Source organism: Corynebacterium uberis, assembly GCF_020616335.1.
In the GTDB taxonomy this organism is placed as follows: Bacteria; Actinomycetota; Actinomycetes; order Mycobacteriales; family Mycobacteriaceae; genus Corynebacterium; species Corynebacterium uberis.
This window is the reverse complement of the sequence record NZ_CP085051.1, coordinates 1,725,534-1,742,620: the sequence shown is the minus strand read 5'-3', so window position 1 is coordinate 1,742,620 and position 17,087 is coordinate 1,725,534. Positions and strand designations below refer to the sequence as shown.

General features: G+C 66.8%; 14 protein-coding genes and 1 other RNA gene. 10 read left to right on the top strand and 5 right to left on the bottom strand.

All coding sequences use genetic code 11. The features are described 5' to 3' along the window. Positions 1 to 20: 20 nt before the first annotated feature. Together LH390_RS07975 and LH390_RS07970 are read right to left on the bottom strand one after the other, a co-directional pair. Positions 21 to 1,085 carry an SURF1 family cytochrome oxidase biogenesis protein gene (locus tag LH390_RS07975; RefSeq protein ID WP_227281814.1) on the bottom strand — a complete coding sequence of 355 codons (1,065 nt, stop codon included), beginning with the start codon at positions 1,083 to 1,085 and terminating at the stop codon, positions 21 to 23. A 14-nt stretch (positions 1,086 to 1,099) separates the two neighbouring features. Continuing rightward, the gene (locus tag LH390_RS07970) at positions 1,100 to 1,645 is read right to left on the bottom strand and encodes a low molecular weight protein-tyrosine-phosphatase (RefSeq protein ID WP_227281815.1); all 546 of its coding nucleotides are present in this window, start codon (positions 1,643 to 1,645) and stop codon (positions 1,100 to 1,102) included. Between the two features lie 194 nt (positions 1,646 to 1,839). Here LH390_RS07970 and LH390_RS07965 point away from each other — a divergent pair, with 194 nt between their 5' ends. The 4 genes from LH390_RS07965 (at position 1,840) to rnpB (ending at position 5,429) form a co-directional block, all read left to right on the top strand. After that, positions 1,840 to 3,009, top strand: a complete 1,170-nt coding sequence (locus tag LH390_RS07965) for a Nif3-like dinuclear metal center hexameric protein (RefSeq protein ID WP_227281816.1) — start codon at positions 1,840 to 1,842, stop codon at positions 3,007 to 3,009. Positions 3,010 to 3,025: 16 nt separating this feature from the next. Next, positions 3,026 to 3,730 (top strand): zinc ribbon domain-containing protein, encoded by a 705-nt coding sequence (locus LH390_RS07960; protein ID WP_227281817.1) that lies wholly within the window; start codon positions 3,026 to 3,028, stop codon positions 3,728 to 3,730. A gap of 4 nt (positions 3,731 to 3,734) precedes the next feature. Beyond that, positions 3,735 to 4,922, top strand: a complete 1,188-nt coding sequence (locus tag LH390_RS07955; protein WP_227281818.1) for a bifunctional RNase H/acid phosphatase — start codon at positions 3,735 to 3,737, stop codon at positions 4,920 to 4,922. A gap of 44 nt (positions 4,923 to 4,966) precedes the next feature. Beyond that, positions 4,967 to 5,429, top strand: an RNA gene (gene rnpB / locus LH390_RS07950) — RNase P RNA component class A. Between the two features lie 33 nt (positions 5,430 to 5,462). On the opposite strand, the gene LH390_RS07945 is transcribed toward rnpB, so the two are convergent. Continuing rightward, a complete protein-coding gene (locus LH390_RS07945; protein ID WP_227281819.1) occupies positions 5,463 to 6,800 on the bottom strand; it encodes a hypothetical protein in 1,338 nt (445 codons plus the stop codon). Positions 6,801 to 6,978: 178 nt separating this feature from the next. On the opposite strand from LH390_RS07945, the gene LH390_RS07940 reads away from it, so the two are divergent. Next, complete coding sequence (locus LH390_RS07940) at positions 6,979 to 7,164, top strand: hypothetical protein (protein WP_227281820.1); 186 nt, start codon at positions 6,979 to 6,981, stop codon at positions 7,162 to 7,164. 29 nt (positions 7,165 to 7,193) lie between these two features. On the opposite strand, the gene LH390_RS07935 is transcribed toward LH390_RS07940, so the two are convergent. Both LH390_RS07935 and LH390_RS07930 read right to left on the bottom strand, forming a co-directional pair. Then, positions 7,194 to 8,825 (bottom strand): CYTH and CHAD domain-containing protein, encoded by a 1,632-nt coding sequence (locus tag LH390_RS07935; RefSeq protein ID WP_227337364.1) that lies wholly within the window; start codon positions 8,823 to 8,825, stop codon positions 7,194 to 7,196. Between the two features lie 117 nt (positions 8,826 to 8,942). After that, a complete protein-coding gene (locus LH390_RS07930; protein WP_227281822.1) occupies positions 8,943 to 10,046 on the bottom strand; it encodes a DUF2786 domain-containing protein in 1,104 nt (367 codons plus the stop codon). A 217-nt stretch (positions 10,047 to 10,263) separates the two neighbouring features. Between LH390_RS07930 and LH390_RS07925 the strand changes: the two genes are divergently transcribed. The 5 genes from LH390_RS07925 (at position 10,264) to LH390_RS07905 (ending at position 17,053) form a co-directional block, all read left to right on the top strand. Further along, the gene (locus LH390_RS07925) at positions 10,264 to 11,610 is read left to right on the top strand and encodes a glutamine synthetase family protein (RefSeq protein WP_227281823.1); all 1,347 of its coding nucleotides are present in this window, start codon (positions 10,264 to 10,266) and stop codon (positions 11,608 to 11,610) included. A 57-nt stretch (positions 11,611 to 11,667) separates the two neighbouring features. Next, complete coding sequence (locus LH390_RS07920; RefSeq protein WP_227281824.1) at positions 11,668 to 15,030, top strand: bifunctional [glutamine synthetase] adenylyltransferase/[glutamine synthetase]-adenylyl-L-tyrosine phosphorylase; 3,363 nt, start codon at positions 11,668 to 11,670, stop codon at positions 15,028 to 15,030. A 408-nt stretch (positions 15,031 to 15,438) separates the two neighbouring features. Then, the gene (locus tag LH390_RS07915; protein ID WP_227281825.1) at positions 15,439 to 16,095 is read left to right on the top strand and encodes a biliverdin-producing heme oxygenase; all 657 of its coding nucleotides are present in this window, start codon (positions 15,439 to 15,441) and stop codon (positions 16,093 to 16,095) included. Positions 16,096 to 16,183: 88 nt separating this feature from the next. Further along, on the top strand, positions 16,184 to 16,543 hold the full coding sequence (locus tag LH390_RS07910; RefSeq protein ID WP_227281826.1) for a hypothetical protein: 360 nt from the start codon (positions 16,184 to 16,186) through the stop codon (positions 16,541 to 16,543). 204 nt (positions 16,544 to 16,747) lie between these two features. Further along, positions 16,748 to 17,053, top strand: coding sequence for a hypothetical protein (locus tag LH390_RS07905; RefSeq protein WP_227281827.1), 306 nt, complete (start codon positions 16,748 to 16,750; stop codon positions 17,051 to 17,053). Positions 17,054 to 17,087: the final 34 nt, after the last annotated feature.

The window sequence follows — 17,087 nt, the reverse complement described above, 5'->3', positions numbered from 1 at the left end:
AGGGGACCGGGGGCGTGGCGCTAGAAGCGTTCTTCGTCTCGCCGGGCGAACTTGGCGTAGTCGTTGCGCCGGGATCCGCCGTAGCGGTCGGCTAGGCGTCGGGAGTGTTCGTGGGTGCGTGTGCGGTTGGGCAGGATGCTCGTGGGTGGTTGGGAGAGGTCTTGGTCGTCCCAAAGCATTTGGCGCAGCGCGGCCTTGTTTTTCTTCGGAGCCGCCCCGGCCGCCCCTGCCGCCCCAGCCGCCCCAGCATCAGCTGCATCAGCCCCCGTGCTAGCCGCCTCGGTGGCGTCGAGCTCGGCGGTTTCCGCGTCTACGCGGCGGCGTTCGCGCATTTCGGCCCAGATAAAGTAGCCCAGGCCGAGGGGGGCCATGATGCCGAAGGCGATCCATTGGAGGCCGTAGGACAGGTGGGATCCGCGGTCGAGTTTGGGGATCGGCATGGCCTTGAGTACGCCGGGTTGGGAGTCGGTGAGCTGGATGAAGTCGTGGGCGAGGGTGACGTGGGCGGCTTGTCCGATGTAGTCGGTGTTGATGCCGTAGACCTGGAGTCGGCCGTTTTCGGTGAAGGGTTCGCGGTCGGGGGTTGCCTCGTTTTGGCGGGCGACGCCTTCGATGGTGACTTGGCCGCTGGGTGGGGCGGCAAAGTCGGGGACTTCGGCGCCGCGGGTGGATACGTAGCCGCGGTTGATTAGGTAGGTGGTGCCGGTGGTTGTGGTGAAGGGGGTGAGGGCTTGGATGGCTGGTCCTCCGTCGACGGGGCGCATGCGGAGGACGCTTTCGGCTTCGGGGAGGTAGTGGCCGGTGAGGCGGACTTGGCGCCATTCGTTTTCGGGGGTGATGGCCCCGTGGGTGTCAAAGATGTCGGTGACGGGGACGGGGGCGGTGCGTGCGGCGGCGTCGATACGCTCGTTGCGTTGCGTGATGTCGTGGTCTTTGCCTAGTTGCCAGGGGGCGAGGAGGGTGAAGGCGAGGTAGGAAAACCCGAGGATGGCTATGACGGCGATGACCCACCCAGGTTTGATGAAGGTGCGTGCCATGCGCACACCGCGGGCGGGGCGGGCGTGGGGCTGGGTGGTCGTATTCACCTTTTCTACCCTACTCAGCGGCGGCGGCCGGCTAGCTGTGCCTGGATCCAGTCGAGGATGCCGGGGATGGCGTCGTGGAGTTGTTGGTAGGTGCGGGCGAATTCTTCTGGGCCGTCGTAGTAGGGGTCTGCGACTTCTGCGTGTGCGGGGGCGTGTGGGTCGAAGCTGCGAAAGAGGGCGATGCGCTCCGGGTCGACGCCGGCGTGGCGTAGTTGGCGTTGGTGGCCGTGGTCCATGGCTAGGAGGAGGTCGGCGGCGGCGTCGTCGGGCCCGAATTGGCTGGCGCGCAGTGCGGAGGCATCGATGCCGTGGCGGGTCAGTTCGGCGCGGGCCCGGTGGTCTGCGTGTTGGCCGACGTGCCATCCGCCCATCCCGCAGGAGGTGACGCGGACTTCGGCGTCGAGGCCTGCGGCGGTGATTGCGGTGTTGAGGAGGGCTTCTCCCATGGGGGAGCGGCAGATGTTGCCTGTGCACACGACGGTCAGGTGGAGGCGATCATCGGGCGAGGCGGCCGAGGCAGGCGAAGCAGGGGAGGCGGGCGAGGGGCTGGTGTGGCCCATGGGGGAGGCTCCTTCCGGGGTGTGCGGCGCTGGCAACGATGGTATGTCTGTGCCTATTGTGCCTGCCGGGGTGTCGCGCGGCTGCATGGCTGGTGGCCGCGGCGGGGCGCGCCGGGGTGTGCTGGGGGCGAAACTACACTGGGAGGTCCTGGCCGTATGCCGCTACACGTTCTACCGAGGAGACCCGCTGCCTTATGAGTCCCGCTTCAGCCCCGATCACCGTCGCCGATGTGCGCCGCATCGTCGAGGAGGCCTACCCGCCGCACTTGGCGGAATCGTGGGACAAGGTGGGCTTGATCTGCGGCGATCCGGCAGCACCGGTGACCAAGGTTGCCCTGGCGCTTGACTGCACTGAGCAGGTCGCGCAGGCAGCGGTGGATTGTGGCGCGCAGTTTTTGCTGGTGCACCACCCGCTGTTGTTGAAGGGAACGTCCACGGTCGCGGCCGATGACCCGAAGGGGCGGGTGCTGCACACGTTGATTCGGGGCGGGGTGGCGCTCATGGCGGCCCATACCAACGCCGACTGCGCTCGCCCTGGGGTCAACGATCACCTCGCTGAGCTGCTTGGGATTACCCCTGGCGCGCCCATCGTCCCGGCGGAGCCGCAGGCTTTGGATAAGTGGGGGGTCTATGTTCCTTCCAGCCATGTAGACCAGGTGCAGCAGGCGCTTTTCGACGCCGGTGCCGGCACCGTCGGCGCGTACGATCACTGCAGCTGGCGGGTCACCGGAACCGGGCAGTTCCGCCCGCTTGCCGGCGCTGAGCCCACCGAAGGCACGGTGGGCACGGTACACAACGGTGCGGAGGTGCGCGTGGAGTTCGTCGCGGGGGCGTCGATACGCCAGGAGCTCGTCGCCGCGCTGCGCGCCGCCCACCCCTACGAGGAACCGGCCTTTGATATCTGCCCGATGGCCGATGGCGCCGCCCCGGAGTCTGCGTGCGGGCTGGGGCGGGTGGGCACCCTGGACCGTGAACTGACCCTGCGCGAGTTCACCCAGCGCGTCGCCGACGCCCTGCCCCAGACCGTGTGGGGGGTGCGCGCCGCCGGCGATCCAGACCGCCGCATCTCTACCGTTGCCGTGTGCTCCGGGTCCGGCGATAGCCTCCTTGATACCGTGCGCGGCCTCGGGGTAGACGCGTATGTCACCTCTGACCTGCGCCACCACCCCGTCGACGAGTACCTGCGCGCCGGGGGGCCAGCTGTCATTGATACCGCTCACTGGGCGAGCGAGTTTCCCTGGACCACGCAGGCCGCCGGCATCATCACTGAGGCCAGCGGCCTGGACTGCCACATCATTGATATTCGCACCGACCCGTGGACGCTATCCGCCCACGCCCAGGATCACGCCCAGGATCACGCGTAGAAAGGCCACACCACCCATGAAACTTGCCTCTAACAACCAGCACCTGCTCCTCGAACTGGCGGCCACCTACCGCGAGGGCGCTGACCAGCCCACCCCGGAACAAACCCACCTCGACGAGCTGCGTGCCGAGCGCAGCCGCCTCGCCACCGCCGCGGCCAGCGCACGCATGGCGGTCGACGACATGGAGACCGAGATTCTGCGCATCCAGGAAGACGAGCGCAAACTACGGGCCCGGCAACGCGATGATGAGGCCTCCTTGAGCGCAGAGACGGATCCCAGCCGTCGCCGCGACCTTGAGCATGACCGCTACTCGGCGCGCTCCCGCATCGCCGACCTCATGGGTGAGCTGATGGAGGCCCACAATGAGATCCACGCGCTGCGCACCAACGCGGAGTCGCACGGCGCCCGCCTCGACGAGCTCGACCGGCGCATCGCCGCCGCCACCCGCGCCCGCGACGCCGCCGCCTCAGCCGGCGAAGCTACCGACCCCGACACCCGGCGCGCCACCCTGACCGCAGCGCTGCCCGCCGCGGTCGTAGAAGAGTTTGAGGCCGTGCGGGAGGAAAACGGCGTCGGCGCAGCGCTGTTCAACGGGCGCTCCTGCTCCGGGTGCTACATGATCCTGCCGGTCGCCGACCGCTCGCGCATCGCCAACGCCCCGGCCGACGAGCTGCCCACCTGCCCGAACTGCGGATCCTACCTGGTGCGAAAGGCGGCCTAAGAGCATGGCACAGTCACGGCGCGTACGCATCGAAGCAGACGGCGGCTCCCGCGGAAACCCCGGCATCGCCGGCTCCGGGACCCTGGTCTATGACGCAGACACCGGCACCGTGCTGCGCCGGATCGCCTACGTGGTCTCCCGCAGCGCCACCAACAACGTTGCCGAATACCAAGGGCTGATCAACGGGCTCGAAGCCGCCCGCGAGCTGGGTGCTACTGAGGTGGCCGTCAACATGGATTCCAAACTTGTGGTGGAGCAAATGTCCGGGCGCTGGAAGGTCAAGCACCCGGACATGAAGAAGCTCGCCGCCCAGGCAGCCGAACTTGTCCGCGGCTTTAGCTCCGTGACCTTCTCCTGGGTGCCGCGTGCCCGCAACGCCGCCGCCGATGAACTGGCCAACATTGCCATGGATGCCGCCCGAAGCGGCCACCCGCGCGGGCCGGTCGAGTTAGAAGAATCAACCCCGCCGGCCTCGACTAGTTCGGAGAGCACGGCTAGTTCGGCTAGCTCGGACAGTCCGGACAGTCCGGCCAAGGACAACAATGACCCCGCCCGCTGGATGACCACCGAGGATCCCACCAGCACCTTCATCCTGCTGCGCCACGGACAGACCAGCTACTCCGAACAGGGCCGCTACAGCGGGCAGTCCGACCCCGAGCTGACGGAGCTCGGCCGCGACCAAGCGCGCGCCGCCGCCGAGCTGATCGCCCGCACCGACACTATCGACGCCCTGATTTCCTCACCGCTGCGCCGCGCGCGCAGCACCGCCGACGCCGTCAGCCACGCCACCGGCCTGCCCGTTCGCACCGAACAACGGCTCATCGAGCTGGACTTTGGCACCTGGGATGGGCTCACCCCCGCCGAGGCCCGCGCCGCCGACCCGGCCACGCACACCACCTGGGTGTCCGGATCCTCCAGCACCGTGGCGCCGCCCGGGGGAGAATCCTTAAGCGCACTACACCGCAGGGTCACCGGGCTGCGCCGCGACCTCATGCGCGAATACGCGGGGAAAACGGTGGTCCTTGTCAGCCACGTTAACCCCATCAAGTCCTTCATCCGCCAGGGGCTCGCCGGCGACGCCGGCTGCTTCCACCACCTCTTTTTAGACCTCGGCTCCATCAGCCGGGTCCAGTTCGCCGGCCCCGGAGGCGGCCTGGTGCGCACGGTCAACCTCGTGCCACCGCTGCGCTGATTACGCCTCCCCGACACCGCCGGGGTACTGTGAACAACCGCGAACGAGTCGGCCGGGTGACCGCGGCACGCGAACCGGCGCCCCCATTTCGGGGCGGCCAGGCGCGGCGTCGAGGAAAGTCCGGACTCCACAGAGCACGGTGATTGCTAACGGCAACCCGGGGCAACCCGCGGGCACGTGCAACAGAAAGTAAACCGCCTCCAGGCAGCGGGCTTCGGCCCGGTCCTGGGGGTAAGGGTGAAAGGGTGCGGTAAGAGCGCACCGGCGGGTCAGGTGACTGGCCCGGCCAGGTAAACCCCACCGGGAGCAAGGCAACGAGGCCCCCGTGAACCGTCGCCGCGTGCGGCGGACACGTGGGGCCGGGAGTTGGCGAAGCAAGGGCTGCTCGCCCTTTTTCACGCCGACAGGTAGCTGCGTGAGGCGGCCAGTGATGGTCGACCCAGATGGATGGTCACCCCGGCCCGGAGACGGGCCGGACAGAATCCGGCTTATAGGCTGGCTCGTTCGCCCCTTGTGTTTCCCGCCGCCCCTAGTGGGCCCCTAGTGGGAGGAATGCTGCACACACCGCGCCGGACCCGCGGGGTGCAGCCGGCGAACCTGGGCAAACATTCCGGGATTCTCGCGGTCGAGCTGACGCACATAATCATCGACCTGCCCGCCAGGGACCAAGGCCAAGACGGTGCCTTCTGCGGGCCGGCACGTCAACCATGCGGCCACCGCCCCCGCGTCGCGGCAGGCACGTGTTAACCCTTCATCGCGCGCCCCATACAGCTGTGCGCACGCCCGGGACGCACTGGTAATCATGGGCAGCGCCCGCGTGTGATCCAAGGAACGCAAGGCGGATGCCGCCTGGGCGCTCAGCCGCGTCTGTGCCTCCCAATAGGACATCCATGCGTGGGCGTGGGAGGGGGAGGGGATGCCGTCCGGGCCGCGGGACTCGCACACCGCTTCCAACCAATCAACCACCCGATGGTGGGCGTCGGGCAAGAGGCGCACAGTTTCTACCCCAAAGGCCTGGGCGGCCTGCTCAGCAAACTCGTGTTGGGCGCGCAGCAGCGCGGTGGATACGGTGTCTGCGCACGCCCCGGCCGCGGCGGTCGGCGTGCTGGCGAGCTCCAGGAGTTCGAGGGGCCCGCCGATCAGCGTGGGGGCGCTGGTGACGGCGCCGTCGGCAAAGTCGATGACGGTCAAGCCTTCGGCGCTGCCGCGCAGGGCCGCGACGATGCGGGATCGACTCACCGGGCTGGTCCCGAAATGCCGGGCTGACTGCCAGCAGATGTCGGCCAGGCGCGCGCGGATGGGGGCGTCGCTTAGCCCGTCGCCGGCGGCGTCGCAATGCAGCGCCACGCTCAGCGCGGCGTCGATAGCCTCCACATAGCCGGCGCCGGAGGTGGGCAAGACATCCATTTCCACGGTGATGTCCATGCCCTGGGTGTCCCTGCTGAGCATCTGGCGGTGAATCATGCTCCAGATCAGGCCGCCAAGATGGGTGGCCCGGGCGGCGTGATGAGGCAGGCTATCCAGCGGATGAGGGGACCTCCGATGCGCCGACTCAAAAGGGGCGCCGGCGCTGCCCACGGGAGCATGAATGGAATCAAGGTGGCTCAGCTCGGTGGTGCCGTGCGTCACTTCCGTGCCGTCAGACTGAAACTCTCGCACACTGATCACACCGTCCGTGCGGGCGCTCGCGGCGACCGCCACACCGGGTTCAGTCAGCGCCGTGATGGTCATCCCGCCGTAGACGTCGGTGCAGTGCCCAGCCAAGGTGGTGGGTGCGGGCCCGACGGCAACATGCGTGGGGGACAGGCCGGTGAGCTGCTGGTGCCTGGTGCGCACGCGGTCGTGTGCAGGAGATGATGCAGGCTCAGCGAAACGCATGAGGGAGAATCCTTAATCTGGCTGGGTGCGGGCACGGAGTGTATTCCTTGGCACATCCACTTTAACTAGCGGCGGTAGGCTGGGCCGCACTGCCGGTGCCGCAACCTCGGGTGCGCCCGTGTGTGGCGGCGCGGTGGTGGACCAAAGATGAGGACGTGGAGAAAGGACAGCGCCTAGCATGACCAGCAGCGATGACAAGTGGTATTTCCAGCCTTCCACCGGCGAGGTAACGCAGGGCCCGGCGACCGGCTTTGAGGACCGGATGGGCCCCTACAACACGCGCGAAGAGGCAGCCGCCGCGTTAGAGACGGCCGCCCAGCGCAACAAGGAATTTGATGACCAAGATGAGGCCTGGGAGTCCTAGTCCACGGCCCAGGCGCAGGTCTACCTGCGCTAAGCGGTAATGGAGGCCTTGAACTTCTTGTACCGGGCCCTCACCGCCTTGGCGCGGTGGGTGATGACGTGGAGCAGGTGCCGAGCGTGGTGGCGTTCTGCCTGGTAAAGCACCCCGTAGACGAAGGTGTCTTCGCCGCGGCGGCGGGCGCTGCGGGCACGGTTGCGCATGAGGTCGCACACGGCAAGCGCCGTGTGTGCCTGGGAGAGCGCGGCAACCATCTTCTCGGCCTCTTTGGCCAGCCGGGCCGCGTCATAGGGGGTGAAGTCCACGGCCACGGCGGCTACCGTGCGCAGCGTGTCTACGGAGCGCAGCAGGGCGACTAGCACCTGGCGGTGGTCGCGTTCGGTGGCCTCGGGCGCAACGAACGCATCGATGCTGCCGCGCTGGTTTTTCACCTCCATGTAGGAGCGCTTGACGGCGCGGACGATGATCGCGGTCGCTTTTCGGCGTTCCAGGCGCCCGGGGATGGGCGGGTCGGCCAGGAACTCGTCCAGGTTGTTCAGCGCGGTGAAGTATCGGGGCGAGTTGAGGGCCTTGTGGAGCCGAGAGTGGGCGCGCTGCAGCCGAGACTCGGTTTCCGCGCGCAGTCGGTCAATGCCCGGATCGGTATGCAGGGAGGGGGCAATCTCGGCGACCAACTCGGTGGTGCGCTCGGCGATAGCGTGGCTGCTTGCCGTGTATTCAAGCACCCGTGCCAGTTGGGCAAACTCCGCGGACAGGGCGCGCGCGGATTCCAGGTGTTCGTCCCAGCGCTCCAGGGCGAAAAGCTCAGCAAACATGTCGATGACCCGGGTCAGGTCTCGGGTTGCGGTGAGCATGGCCGTCAGGGCGTGTGGGTCATGCCGGCGGGCCCCGGAATCATGCGCGATGATCCGGTCGCGCGCCGCGATCAGCGTGGTCAGCAGCCCGGCGAAGGCCTCGTCGCGCTCATCGTATTTCCGGAACACCAGGGGCTGCGGTGGCGTGGGGGCGTCGTCCAACTCCTCCTCGACGGCGATGAGCAGTTTGGAGGGGGAGGCGGAGTCAGTTGCCCCAGCCGCGATGACCACGTCATCAGCGGATTCGAGGACCTGGTTTCCCAGCGCGGTTCCGGCCACGGCGGATCCTAACTCAATCTCCCACTCCCGCCACTGGCGTGATCCGACGCGGTGCGCGGAGTGTTTCGTCGTTGGATGTAAGGGCCAGGCGGTGACGTGGTCATCGCAGAAGTGGGCGATGAGGCTGCCGTCCTCTGCGCGGAGTTCGGACTCATCGCGGGTGTTGTCCACCTGGGCGATAGGGCGCAGGGGACGATCGCGGGTGATCGCCCGCACCTGCTCGCGCAGCTGCTCAGGGGCGATGTCTTCGGCTACTTCTTCGCTCAGCGGTGCGCCGATTTCCATGCGGCCTGCGCCGCTGCCGGGTAGTTTGAGGTGCCATCCATCATCGGTGCCTCCAGTGCGGCGGCGCAGCGTGATGTGGGAGCGCGTCAAGCGGTAGTCCTCTGTGTCGAAGTACACGGCGGATAGCCGGAGCGTGCGCGGCTGGGAGACCGTGTGTACGCCCATGACCAAGCTCAGGTCCGGGACGGGCACGGCGGGATTGACGGCGTATGTGGATTCGACCTCAATAAATCGGTGAGCGCCCATAGTGGTTTTCTGTGATCCTCCTCAAATGGGATATCCGGTGTCCATGGCGCATGGCTATCCCGTCCCCGCGGCGGTAGGCTGCGGTCATTGTGCACGTTTCTGCGCCAGATGTGCCGCCTACTCTACCGCCGCGATGGACTCGGCGCGGGCTACTTGACCTGCCTTTTTTCCTATGACGCTTTCGTGATACTCCGCGGCGGCTTGCGTGCCGTGGAAGAAGCCAAACAGGTCAGTTGTGGCGCGCGAGCGCACGCTGACACGCGTCAGATCCGGGAAGTACGCGGCCACCGCCGCTGCCGTAGCCCGGTTTCTGTCCAGCGCGACGGCAGCACCGTGGTGGTGCCAGGAGGCGTGTGGGTCCAGGCCTGGGGATCGCAGGTGGCTGATCACCTCGTCGAGCTCCGCGCTGATGCGAGCGCAGAATCCGAGGTTGAAGGCGCGCCGGAAGGCGGTCGTAGCCGCGGACGTGGAGGTGGTGCGCGGCGCAGCGCGCATGAGGGTGTCACGGTAGCCGTTGAGTACCCGGAAAAGCGTGAGGGTGAAGTCTAGGTCCTCCGGGTGGCCAAAAGCGCTGATGATGCCGCTGCGGTGCAGGAGAACCACCGCGCAACAGTTGTGGCGGGCGATGCTATCGAGCAACGCGAATTGATGCCGCACCCACGGGGCCTTCACATACACCCGCCGGACCACCACCGCAGACGTGCTGGCACACGTGGCGTCGCCAGCAGGCTGTTGGCGTAGCTTTTCGCGCAATTGCTGGGCCTTGCGGGTCAAGGCCTGGGCCTCCGGGGAAAAGGTCGTGGACTGCGCCTTCGCTAGCAGGGCTGCGATGCGTTGGTGTTCGCGGGAGGCGCGGGCGGTGATCGGTGCGTGCGGTGTGGGGGCGGCGGCGTCGGCAAGCGTGGTGCAGGAGCTGAGCTTGCGGCACCAGCGCTGCATGGTGGCCGCGCCTAAGCGGCGCGATGGCGCAGGCGAGGTGTACAGGAAGTCGTGCCAGTGGTGCTGCGTGGGCAGGGTGACCTCGGCGCGCAGGACGTGCGTGGCGCTTGCCCACCGCAGTGTCGCGTCGGCGCTTGGGCCCAGCAGGTGGAGCAGATCGGACGGTGCCCATCCGCGATAGGCCGCGACGATGATCAGGCGTGCGAGCAGGTCGAGCCAGGAGGCGCAGGCGGGGTCGACAGGTGGCGGAGGGGTGGGGGATTGCCAGGAGGAGTAGTGCATGAGGGGCGAACGGGCCTTTCGTGGTGGTGTGGCGCGCCGGGGATGCCGGGGGCCGTGGTCTGAGGAACTGAGTCCAGCACAGCAAGCGCGCCCCAACCGCCACCCCCAAGTGTTCGAAATGTTACGCGGATTAGCTGCGTGAGAACTGTTTTGTATCGAACAAAAGTGCCCCTCATGGCGGGTGGGGGTGAGGGCTGGATGGCTAGAGTGGGAAGCCATGAACAGCCAACAGGAATTCGTCTTGCGCACCGTCGAGGAACGTGAGATCCCGTTTATTCGACTGTGGTTTACCGATATCCTCGGCTACCTCAAGTCCGTGATGATGTCACCGTCGGAGCTGGAAAGCGCCTTCGAGGAGGGGGTGGGCTTTGACGGCTCAGCCATTGAGGGCTTCTCGCGCATCTCGGAGGCAGACACCATCGCGCTGCCCGACCCGTCCACTTTCCAGGTTTTGCCCTTCGACGAGGAGGACGGCGCGGTGCCGGCGGCACGAATGTTCTGCGACATCGCCATGCCCGATGGGCAGCCGTCCTGGGCGGACCCCCGGCAGGTGCTGCGCCGCCAGGTTCAGGCCGCAGCCGATGACGGATTCACCTGCATGGTCTCCCCGGAAATTGAGTTTTACCTGTTTACCAACGCCGCCGGCGAAGGCGAGGACCCGCGCCCCAAGGCCACGGACAACGGCGGCTACTTCGACCAGGCCACCCACAACACCGCGCCTAAGTTCCGCCGCCAAGCGATGATCGCCCTGGAAGCCATGGGCATTGCCACCGAGTTCTCCCACCATGAAACCGCCCCCGGCCAGCAGGAAATCGATCTACGCCACGCCGAGGCCATGACCATGGCAGACAACATCATGACCTTCAGGTACCTGATGAAGCAGGTGGCGCTACGCAATGGCGTCTTTGCCACCTTCATGCCCAAACCCTTCGAGGCGTGGGCAGGGTCCGCCATGCACACCCACATGTCCCTGTTTGAGGGGGACACCAACGCGTTCCACGACCCGGACGATGAGTACTCGCTGTCGCGCACCGCCAAGCAGTTCATCGCCGGAATCTTGCATCACGCCCCGGAAATCAGCGCGGTGACCAACCAGTGGGCCAACTCGTATAAGCGCATCCTGTTCGGCGATGAGGCCCCCACCGCAGCCACGTGGGGTGTGTCCAACCGCTCGGCGATGGTGCGCGTGCCCACCTACCGGTTGACCAAGGCGGATTCCCGCAGGGTTGAGGTCCGCAGCGTCGATTCCGGGTGTAACCCCTACCTGGCCTACGCGGTGCTTCTGGGCGCCGGCCTCAAGGGGATCAGAGAGGGCTATGAGCTGGCCGATCCCGCAGAGGACAACATCTCACAGCTGTCGCGCCGCGAGCGCCGGGCGATGGGCTATGTTGACCTGCCCACCAGCCTGGACCAGGCATTGCGCAAATTCGAAGACTCCGAGTTGATGGCAGAAATCCTCGGCGAGCATGTCTACGAGTTCTTCTTGCGCAGCAAGTGGCGGGAGTGGCAGGACTATCAGCGCCAGATCACCGGCTGGGAGTTGCGCTCGATCCTGGACTTCTAGCGCCATCACCCCTTCACCACACGCCCTCCGCCAACCGAGAGAAAGGCCACCGCAACCATGAGTGCCGCGCAACGCAGGGACGGCCGCCCCACCCCGGCGGTACTGGGATTGTCTAGCCCCCACGCCGCCGAAGACCTGGCGTTTTTGGGGTGGGACGATGACGCGCACGCGGACGTCGCCTGGGCACTCGCCGGCTGCGCGGACCCCGACGGCGCACTCAACTCTTTGGTGCGCCTGGTCCACGCGCTGCAGGAGGACACCACACCGCTTAGCGACGCCGCCCCCACCCCCGCCGCAGCGCCCCCTGCGGGTTCGGCGACACCACAGGCCAACGCCCACAGCGAGTTCCTGGCGGCCCTGGCAGAAGACGAAGGCCTGCGGGTGCGGCTCTTCGCGCTGCTCGGCGGGTCAACGGCACTGGCGGACCACCTAGTGGCACATCCGCACTTGTGGGAGACGCTGCGCGCCGGGCTGCCCACGGGCGCGGAGATGCGTGCGGCGCTGCTTGATAGCGTGCACGCGACGCGGATCGACACCGCCGATACCGCCTATACCGCCGACACAGAAGGAGCGAAAGGCGCAGAAGGCACAGAAGGCACAGATGACCGGGTTGGCCCCGAGGCAGACGTCGCCGCTACGGCCGGGATGTATCGCGCTGAGGAGACCGGCCGGGAGGCCGTGTCCGCGCTGTCGCTGACCTATCGCAGCCTGATCATGCGCATTGCGGCGTGGGATCTGGCGGGCACGTACCCGACGACGAAGCGCCACCGAGGCTTAGATCCGGTGCCTTTTGAGACGGTCACAGGACTGCTGTCTGAGCTGGCCGATGCCGCATTGACGGCCGCCCTCGCAGTGGCAGTGCGCACGGTTTATGGTGACCGCCAGCCGGATGCACGCCTGGCCATCATCGCCATGGGCAAATGCGGCGCCCGCGAGCTGAACTACATTTCGGATATTGACGTCATCTTTGTGGCGGAGCCAGCCTCCGCCAAGGCAACCCGCCTGGCGGGGGAGTGTGCTCGCATTGGCTCAGAGGCCTTCTTCGAGGTGGACGCCAACCTGCGACCTGAGGGGCGCTCGGGAGCATTGGTGCGCACCGTGGACTCCCACGTTGCTTACTACAAGCGGTGGGCCCAGACGTGGGAGTTTCAGGCGCTGTTGAAGGCGCGTTTCATGGCGGGCGACGGGCAGCTGGCGCAGGCGTATCTGGAGCAGCTTGAGCCGATGGTGTGGACGGCCGGCGAGCGGGAGTCTTTTGTAGAAGATGTCCAGGCGATGCGCAGCAGGGTGTTGGACACGGTTCCGGAGGACGTGCGGGATCGTGAGCTGAAGCTGGGCCGGGGCGGCCTACGCGATGTGGAGTTCGCAGTCCAGCTGTTGCAGTTGGTCCACGGCCGTGCGGATGAATCGCTGCGTGTGGCCGGCACGGTCGATGCGCTCGCGGCGCTGGTTAATGCCGGCATCGTGGGGCGTGAGGACGGCCGGGGGCTGATCGAGGCCTATGAGTTTCTGCGGCTACTTGAACACCGCCAGCAGCTGCACCGGATGCGCCGAACGCACCTCCTTCCGGCGGCGCAGGATGATGCGGCGATGGCGCGGCTTGCTGCTGCGGCGGGGTTTGCTGCGGGGGAGGGGCGCGGGGGCGTCGATAAGCTCAAAGATGCGGTGCGCAAGGCCCGTCGGCTGATCTCGCAGCTGCATTCGCGCCTGTTCTACCGTCCGCTGCTGCGCTCTGTGGTCTCCATGAGTGTGGATACGCTGCGGTTGTCGCCGCAGGCGGCGAAGCTGCAATTGGCGGCACTCGGGTATAAGTTCCCGGATCGCGCCTTCGAGCATTTGGCGGCGCTGGCTGCGGGGTCTAGCCGCAAGTCGAAGATTCAGGCGATGTTGCTGCCCACGCTGATGGAGTGGTTGTCTGCAACGGCTGATCCGGACGCGGGGCTGCTCAACTACCGCAAGCTGTCCGAGGCGGCCTATGACCGCAGCTGGTTTTTGCGCCTGCTGCGCGATGAGGAGGTGGTGGGCCAGCGGCTCATGTCCATCCTGGGCACGTCCCCGTATACCGCCGAGCTGATCATTGCCACCCCGGACTTTGTCAAGCTCCTCGGCGACGGGGCTACCGGCCCGAAGCTTCTCGACGTCGCCCCCGACACCGTTTCGCGTTCCCTCGTCACCGCGGCGGGGCGGCACCACGACCCGGACAAGGCCATCTCCGTGGCCCGATCGTTGCGGCGCAAGGAGCTCGCGCGGATTGCCTCCGCGGACCTGCTCGGCCTGATGGATGTGCCCGCCGTGTGCCACGGTCTTTCTACGGTGTGGAATGCGGTGCTGGATGCGGCCTTGAACGCTGAGATTCGCGCGAGCTTGGCGGCCGCGCAGCCCGGTGGGCCTGGCCCCGAGGCGGCTGACTCCGCCGATGCTGATGGGGATGGTGCTTCCGATTCTTCCGGTGCTTCCGGTGCGGCCGATGGTGCGGACGGCGCCGACGGTACTGATGGCGCCGATCCGGCCGCCGAGCAGCGGCCCCGGGCAGGCCACGCGCCCGCCCGCATCGCCGTGATCGGCATGGGGCGACTCGGCGGTGCGGAGCTGGGCTACGGGTCCGACGCCGACGTCATGTTTGTCGCCCGCCCCGAACCCGGCGTCAGCGAAGACGACGCCGTCAAATGGGCCATCGGAGTGTGCGACTCCATGCGCACCCGGCTGGCCAAGCCCTCGGGTGACCCACCGCTGGACGTGGATCTGGGGTTGCGCCCGGAGGGGCGCAGCGGGCCCGTGGTGCGCACCGTCGAATCCTACGACGCCTACTACCGGCGCTGGGGAGAGGTGTGGGAGGCCCAGGCCCTGCTGCGCGCCGAAGTCATCGCCGGTGATCGTGGTGTTGGCGAAGAATTCCTCGCGGCCATAGAGCCGCTGCGCTACCCGGAAGGCGGGGCCTCCGCGGCCACTATCCGGGAGGTTCGCCGGATGAAGGCACGCGTCGATTCCGAGCGCCTGCCCCGGGGCGCCGACCGCACCACCCACACCAAGCTGGGCCGTGGTGCGCTCACGGACGTGGAGTGGACCGTCCAGCTGCTCCAGATGCAGCACAGCCACACCCATGCGCAGCTGCACACGCCTTCCACCCTGGAGGCGCTGGCCGCCATCGGGGAGGCAGGGCTGTTGCCCGACCATGACGTGGAAGTCTTGCGCCACGCCTGGCTGACAGCCACGCGGGCCCGCAACGCCCTGGTGCTGGTGCGCGGTCGGCGCACCGATCAGCTGCCCCAGCCAGGGCCGCAACTTGCCCAGGTCGCGGCGGCCGCGGGCTGGGCGCCCGACCAGTACCAGGAGTTTTTGGAGGACTACCTGCGCAGCACCAGGCGGGCACGCAAGGTCATCGATGAGGTCTTCTGGGGGGAGCGCACCGGGGAACTATAAGCGGTGATCGATCCGCCTGCGCCTGCGCCTGTGTCTGCGCCTGTGTCTGCGACTGCGGCGAGGCGCTGGCGATTGCCGTTGGCGGGGCCTTGACCGGCCACGATTCCGGCCCTGTCAGCTCAATGGCTGACTGCGCTAGCCCCCAGAGGGCGGGGCTTGCGATGGGCATATTGTGTGGCCAAAATCCATCGATTGTTTGATGTCCAATAAGGTCAGGCGTGGCTAACGTGTAAGGCGAATGTTGGGCTGTCAGCGTCATCGTGCAGGGTTGCCGTACCTGCGGTGATCGCACCCGAGCCGGGGCATACCGCAAAGACCGCGGGCGCCGGCTGTGGTGATGCCGGTGGCCGCCCTGAAAAATTTGGAACATCCACCAGGCGCGCCGCAGCGCCGGAAAGGACGTGCGCCATGACCGCCGCCATCGATGCACAGCCCCTGTCCACCCAGTTGAAAACCGCCACGGCGCAGGCTCACGAGGACGCCGAACACAGCGCATTTATGACACAACTGATCGGCGGTGGCCTCGGCGCCCCGGAGTTTATCGCCTACCAGGAGCAGTCCTGGCTGTTCTACACCGCGCTCGAGCAGGCGGCGCACGCCGTTGCGGATGGCCCCCGCGCGGGACGGATAGTTGACCCGCGCCTGGATCGCGCTGACCGCCTTGACCATGACCTCACCGTCCTTCACGGCTCGGCGCAATGGAAGGAAACCCTGGCCGCATTGCCGGCCACGCAGCGTTATGTCGACCGCTTGCACGATATTGCCGCAGCGGGCGATGAGATCGCCCTGCTTGCCCACCACTACGTGCGCTACCTGGGAGATCTTTCCGGTGGTCAGGTCATCGCCCGGATGATGCAGCGCCACTATGACATCCCGGCAGATGCGCTCACTTTCTATGATTTCTCTCAGGTGGGTAAGCTCAAGCCTTACAAGGACAGCTACCGCGATCATCTCAACGAGCTGACCCTCAGCGATGAGGAACGCGACCGCCTGTTGGCCGAAGCCCGCTGGGCCTTCCACGCCAACATGGATGTGTTTGCGGATCTTGCCGCACACAACCGGTAGCGTCGCAGCCGTATCATCCAGCGGTCATTGCGGCGTCACTGGTGGGTCACCAGACCTAAGCTAACCGTCGCATGTAAGGACACCAGTGATGAGCCTGACCCTCTCCTTGGACTGCACCTCAGCCACCCTCGCGGACGTTGAGTCCCTAGTGGCCGCGGCCCGGGCCGCAGGCGCGCCTGCACAGACGCGGCTGCGCCTGGTGGATTCGAACCTCACCCTGGAATTACCAGCAGGGCATGCCGGAGAGACTGATGCTGCGCGTGCCGGTGCCGATTCTGCGCGGTCAGGCGGGCCGGCGCAGTCGGGGGCACATTCGGGGGGTGCGCGCCCGGCGAGTAGGGGGGATGGCTTCGGTGGGGCGGGAAACAACCCCATGGGTGGTGTAGGGGAAGCTGCAGTTCGTAGCGTTATTGACATTCTTACTGGGCGTCAAGACCCCACGCGCTAGGGCAGTTCCCATCATCATTCCAGGTTGTTAAAACGTGGCAGACACATCGACGCGTTAGCGTAGACGGTAGTTTCTCACGGAAGGGAGGTCACCGTCAGCGTGAAATTGCACGTAAAGATCCACAGAAACACTAAGCAGGCAGCCACTGTCTCTGTTGTATGCGCCGCAGTGATGGTGGCGGTTACGGCAGGTACCGTGATGTGGATGACCCGTCCCCCCGCGTCAACCCACGGCACGATGACGCTCGAAGAGCTCCATCAGCAGCAGGCGCGCAACTTTGAAAACAGCGTCGAGCACTTCCGGCAGTTGTCCGAGTCCTTGGGGATGGGACGGGATTACCCACCGCTCGACCTTGCTCCCCAGGAAGAGGTGTCGGATCCTTCTGCCGCGGCACCGTATGGGCGGGATTCGCTCGATCACGGTGGTGCGGCTGGTGATCCGTACGCAGTCGATCCTGACTCCGCAGCCGAGGTGCTCATCGGGGAGCTACCCGGCGACTCGGCCTACTAGGCCCTACTAGCACCAGGCTCTCCTGGGTTGTGTT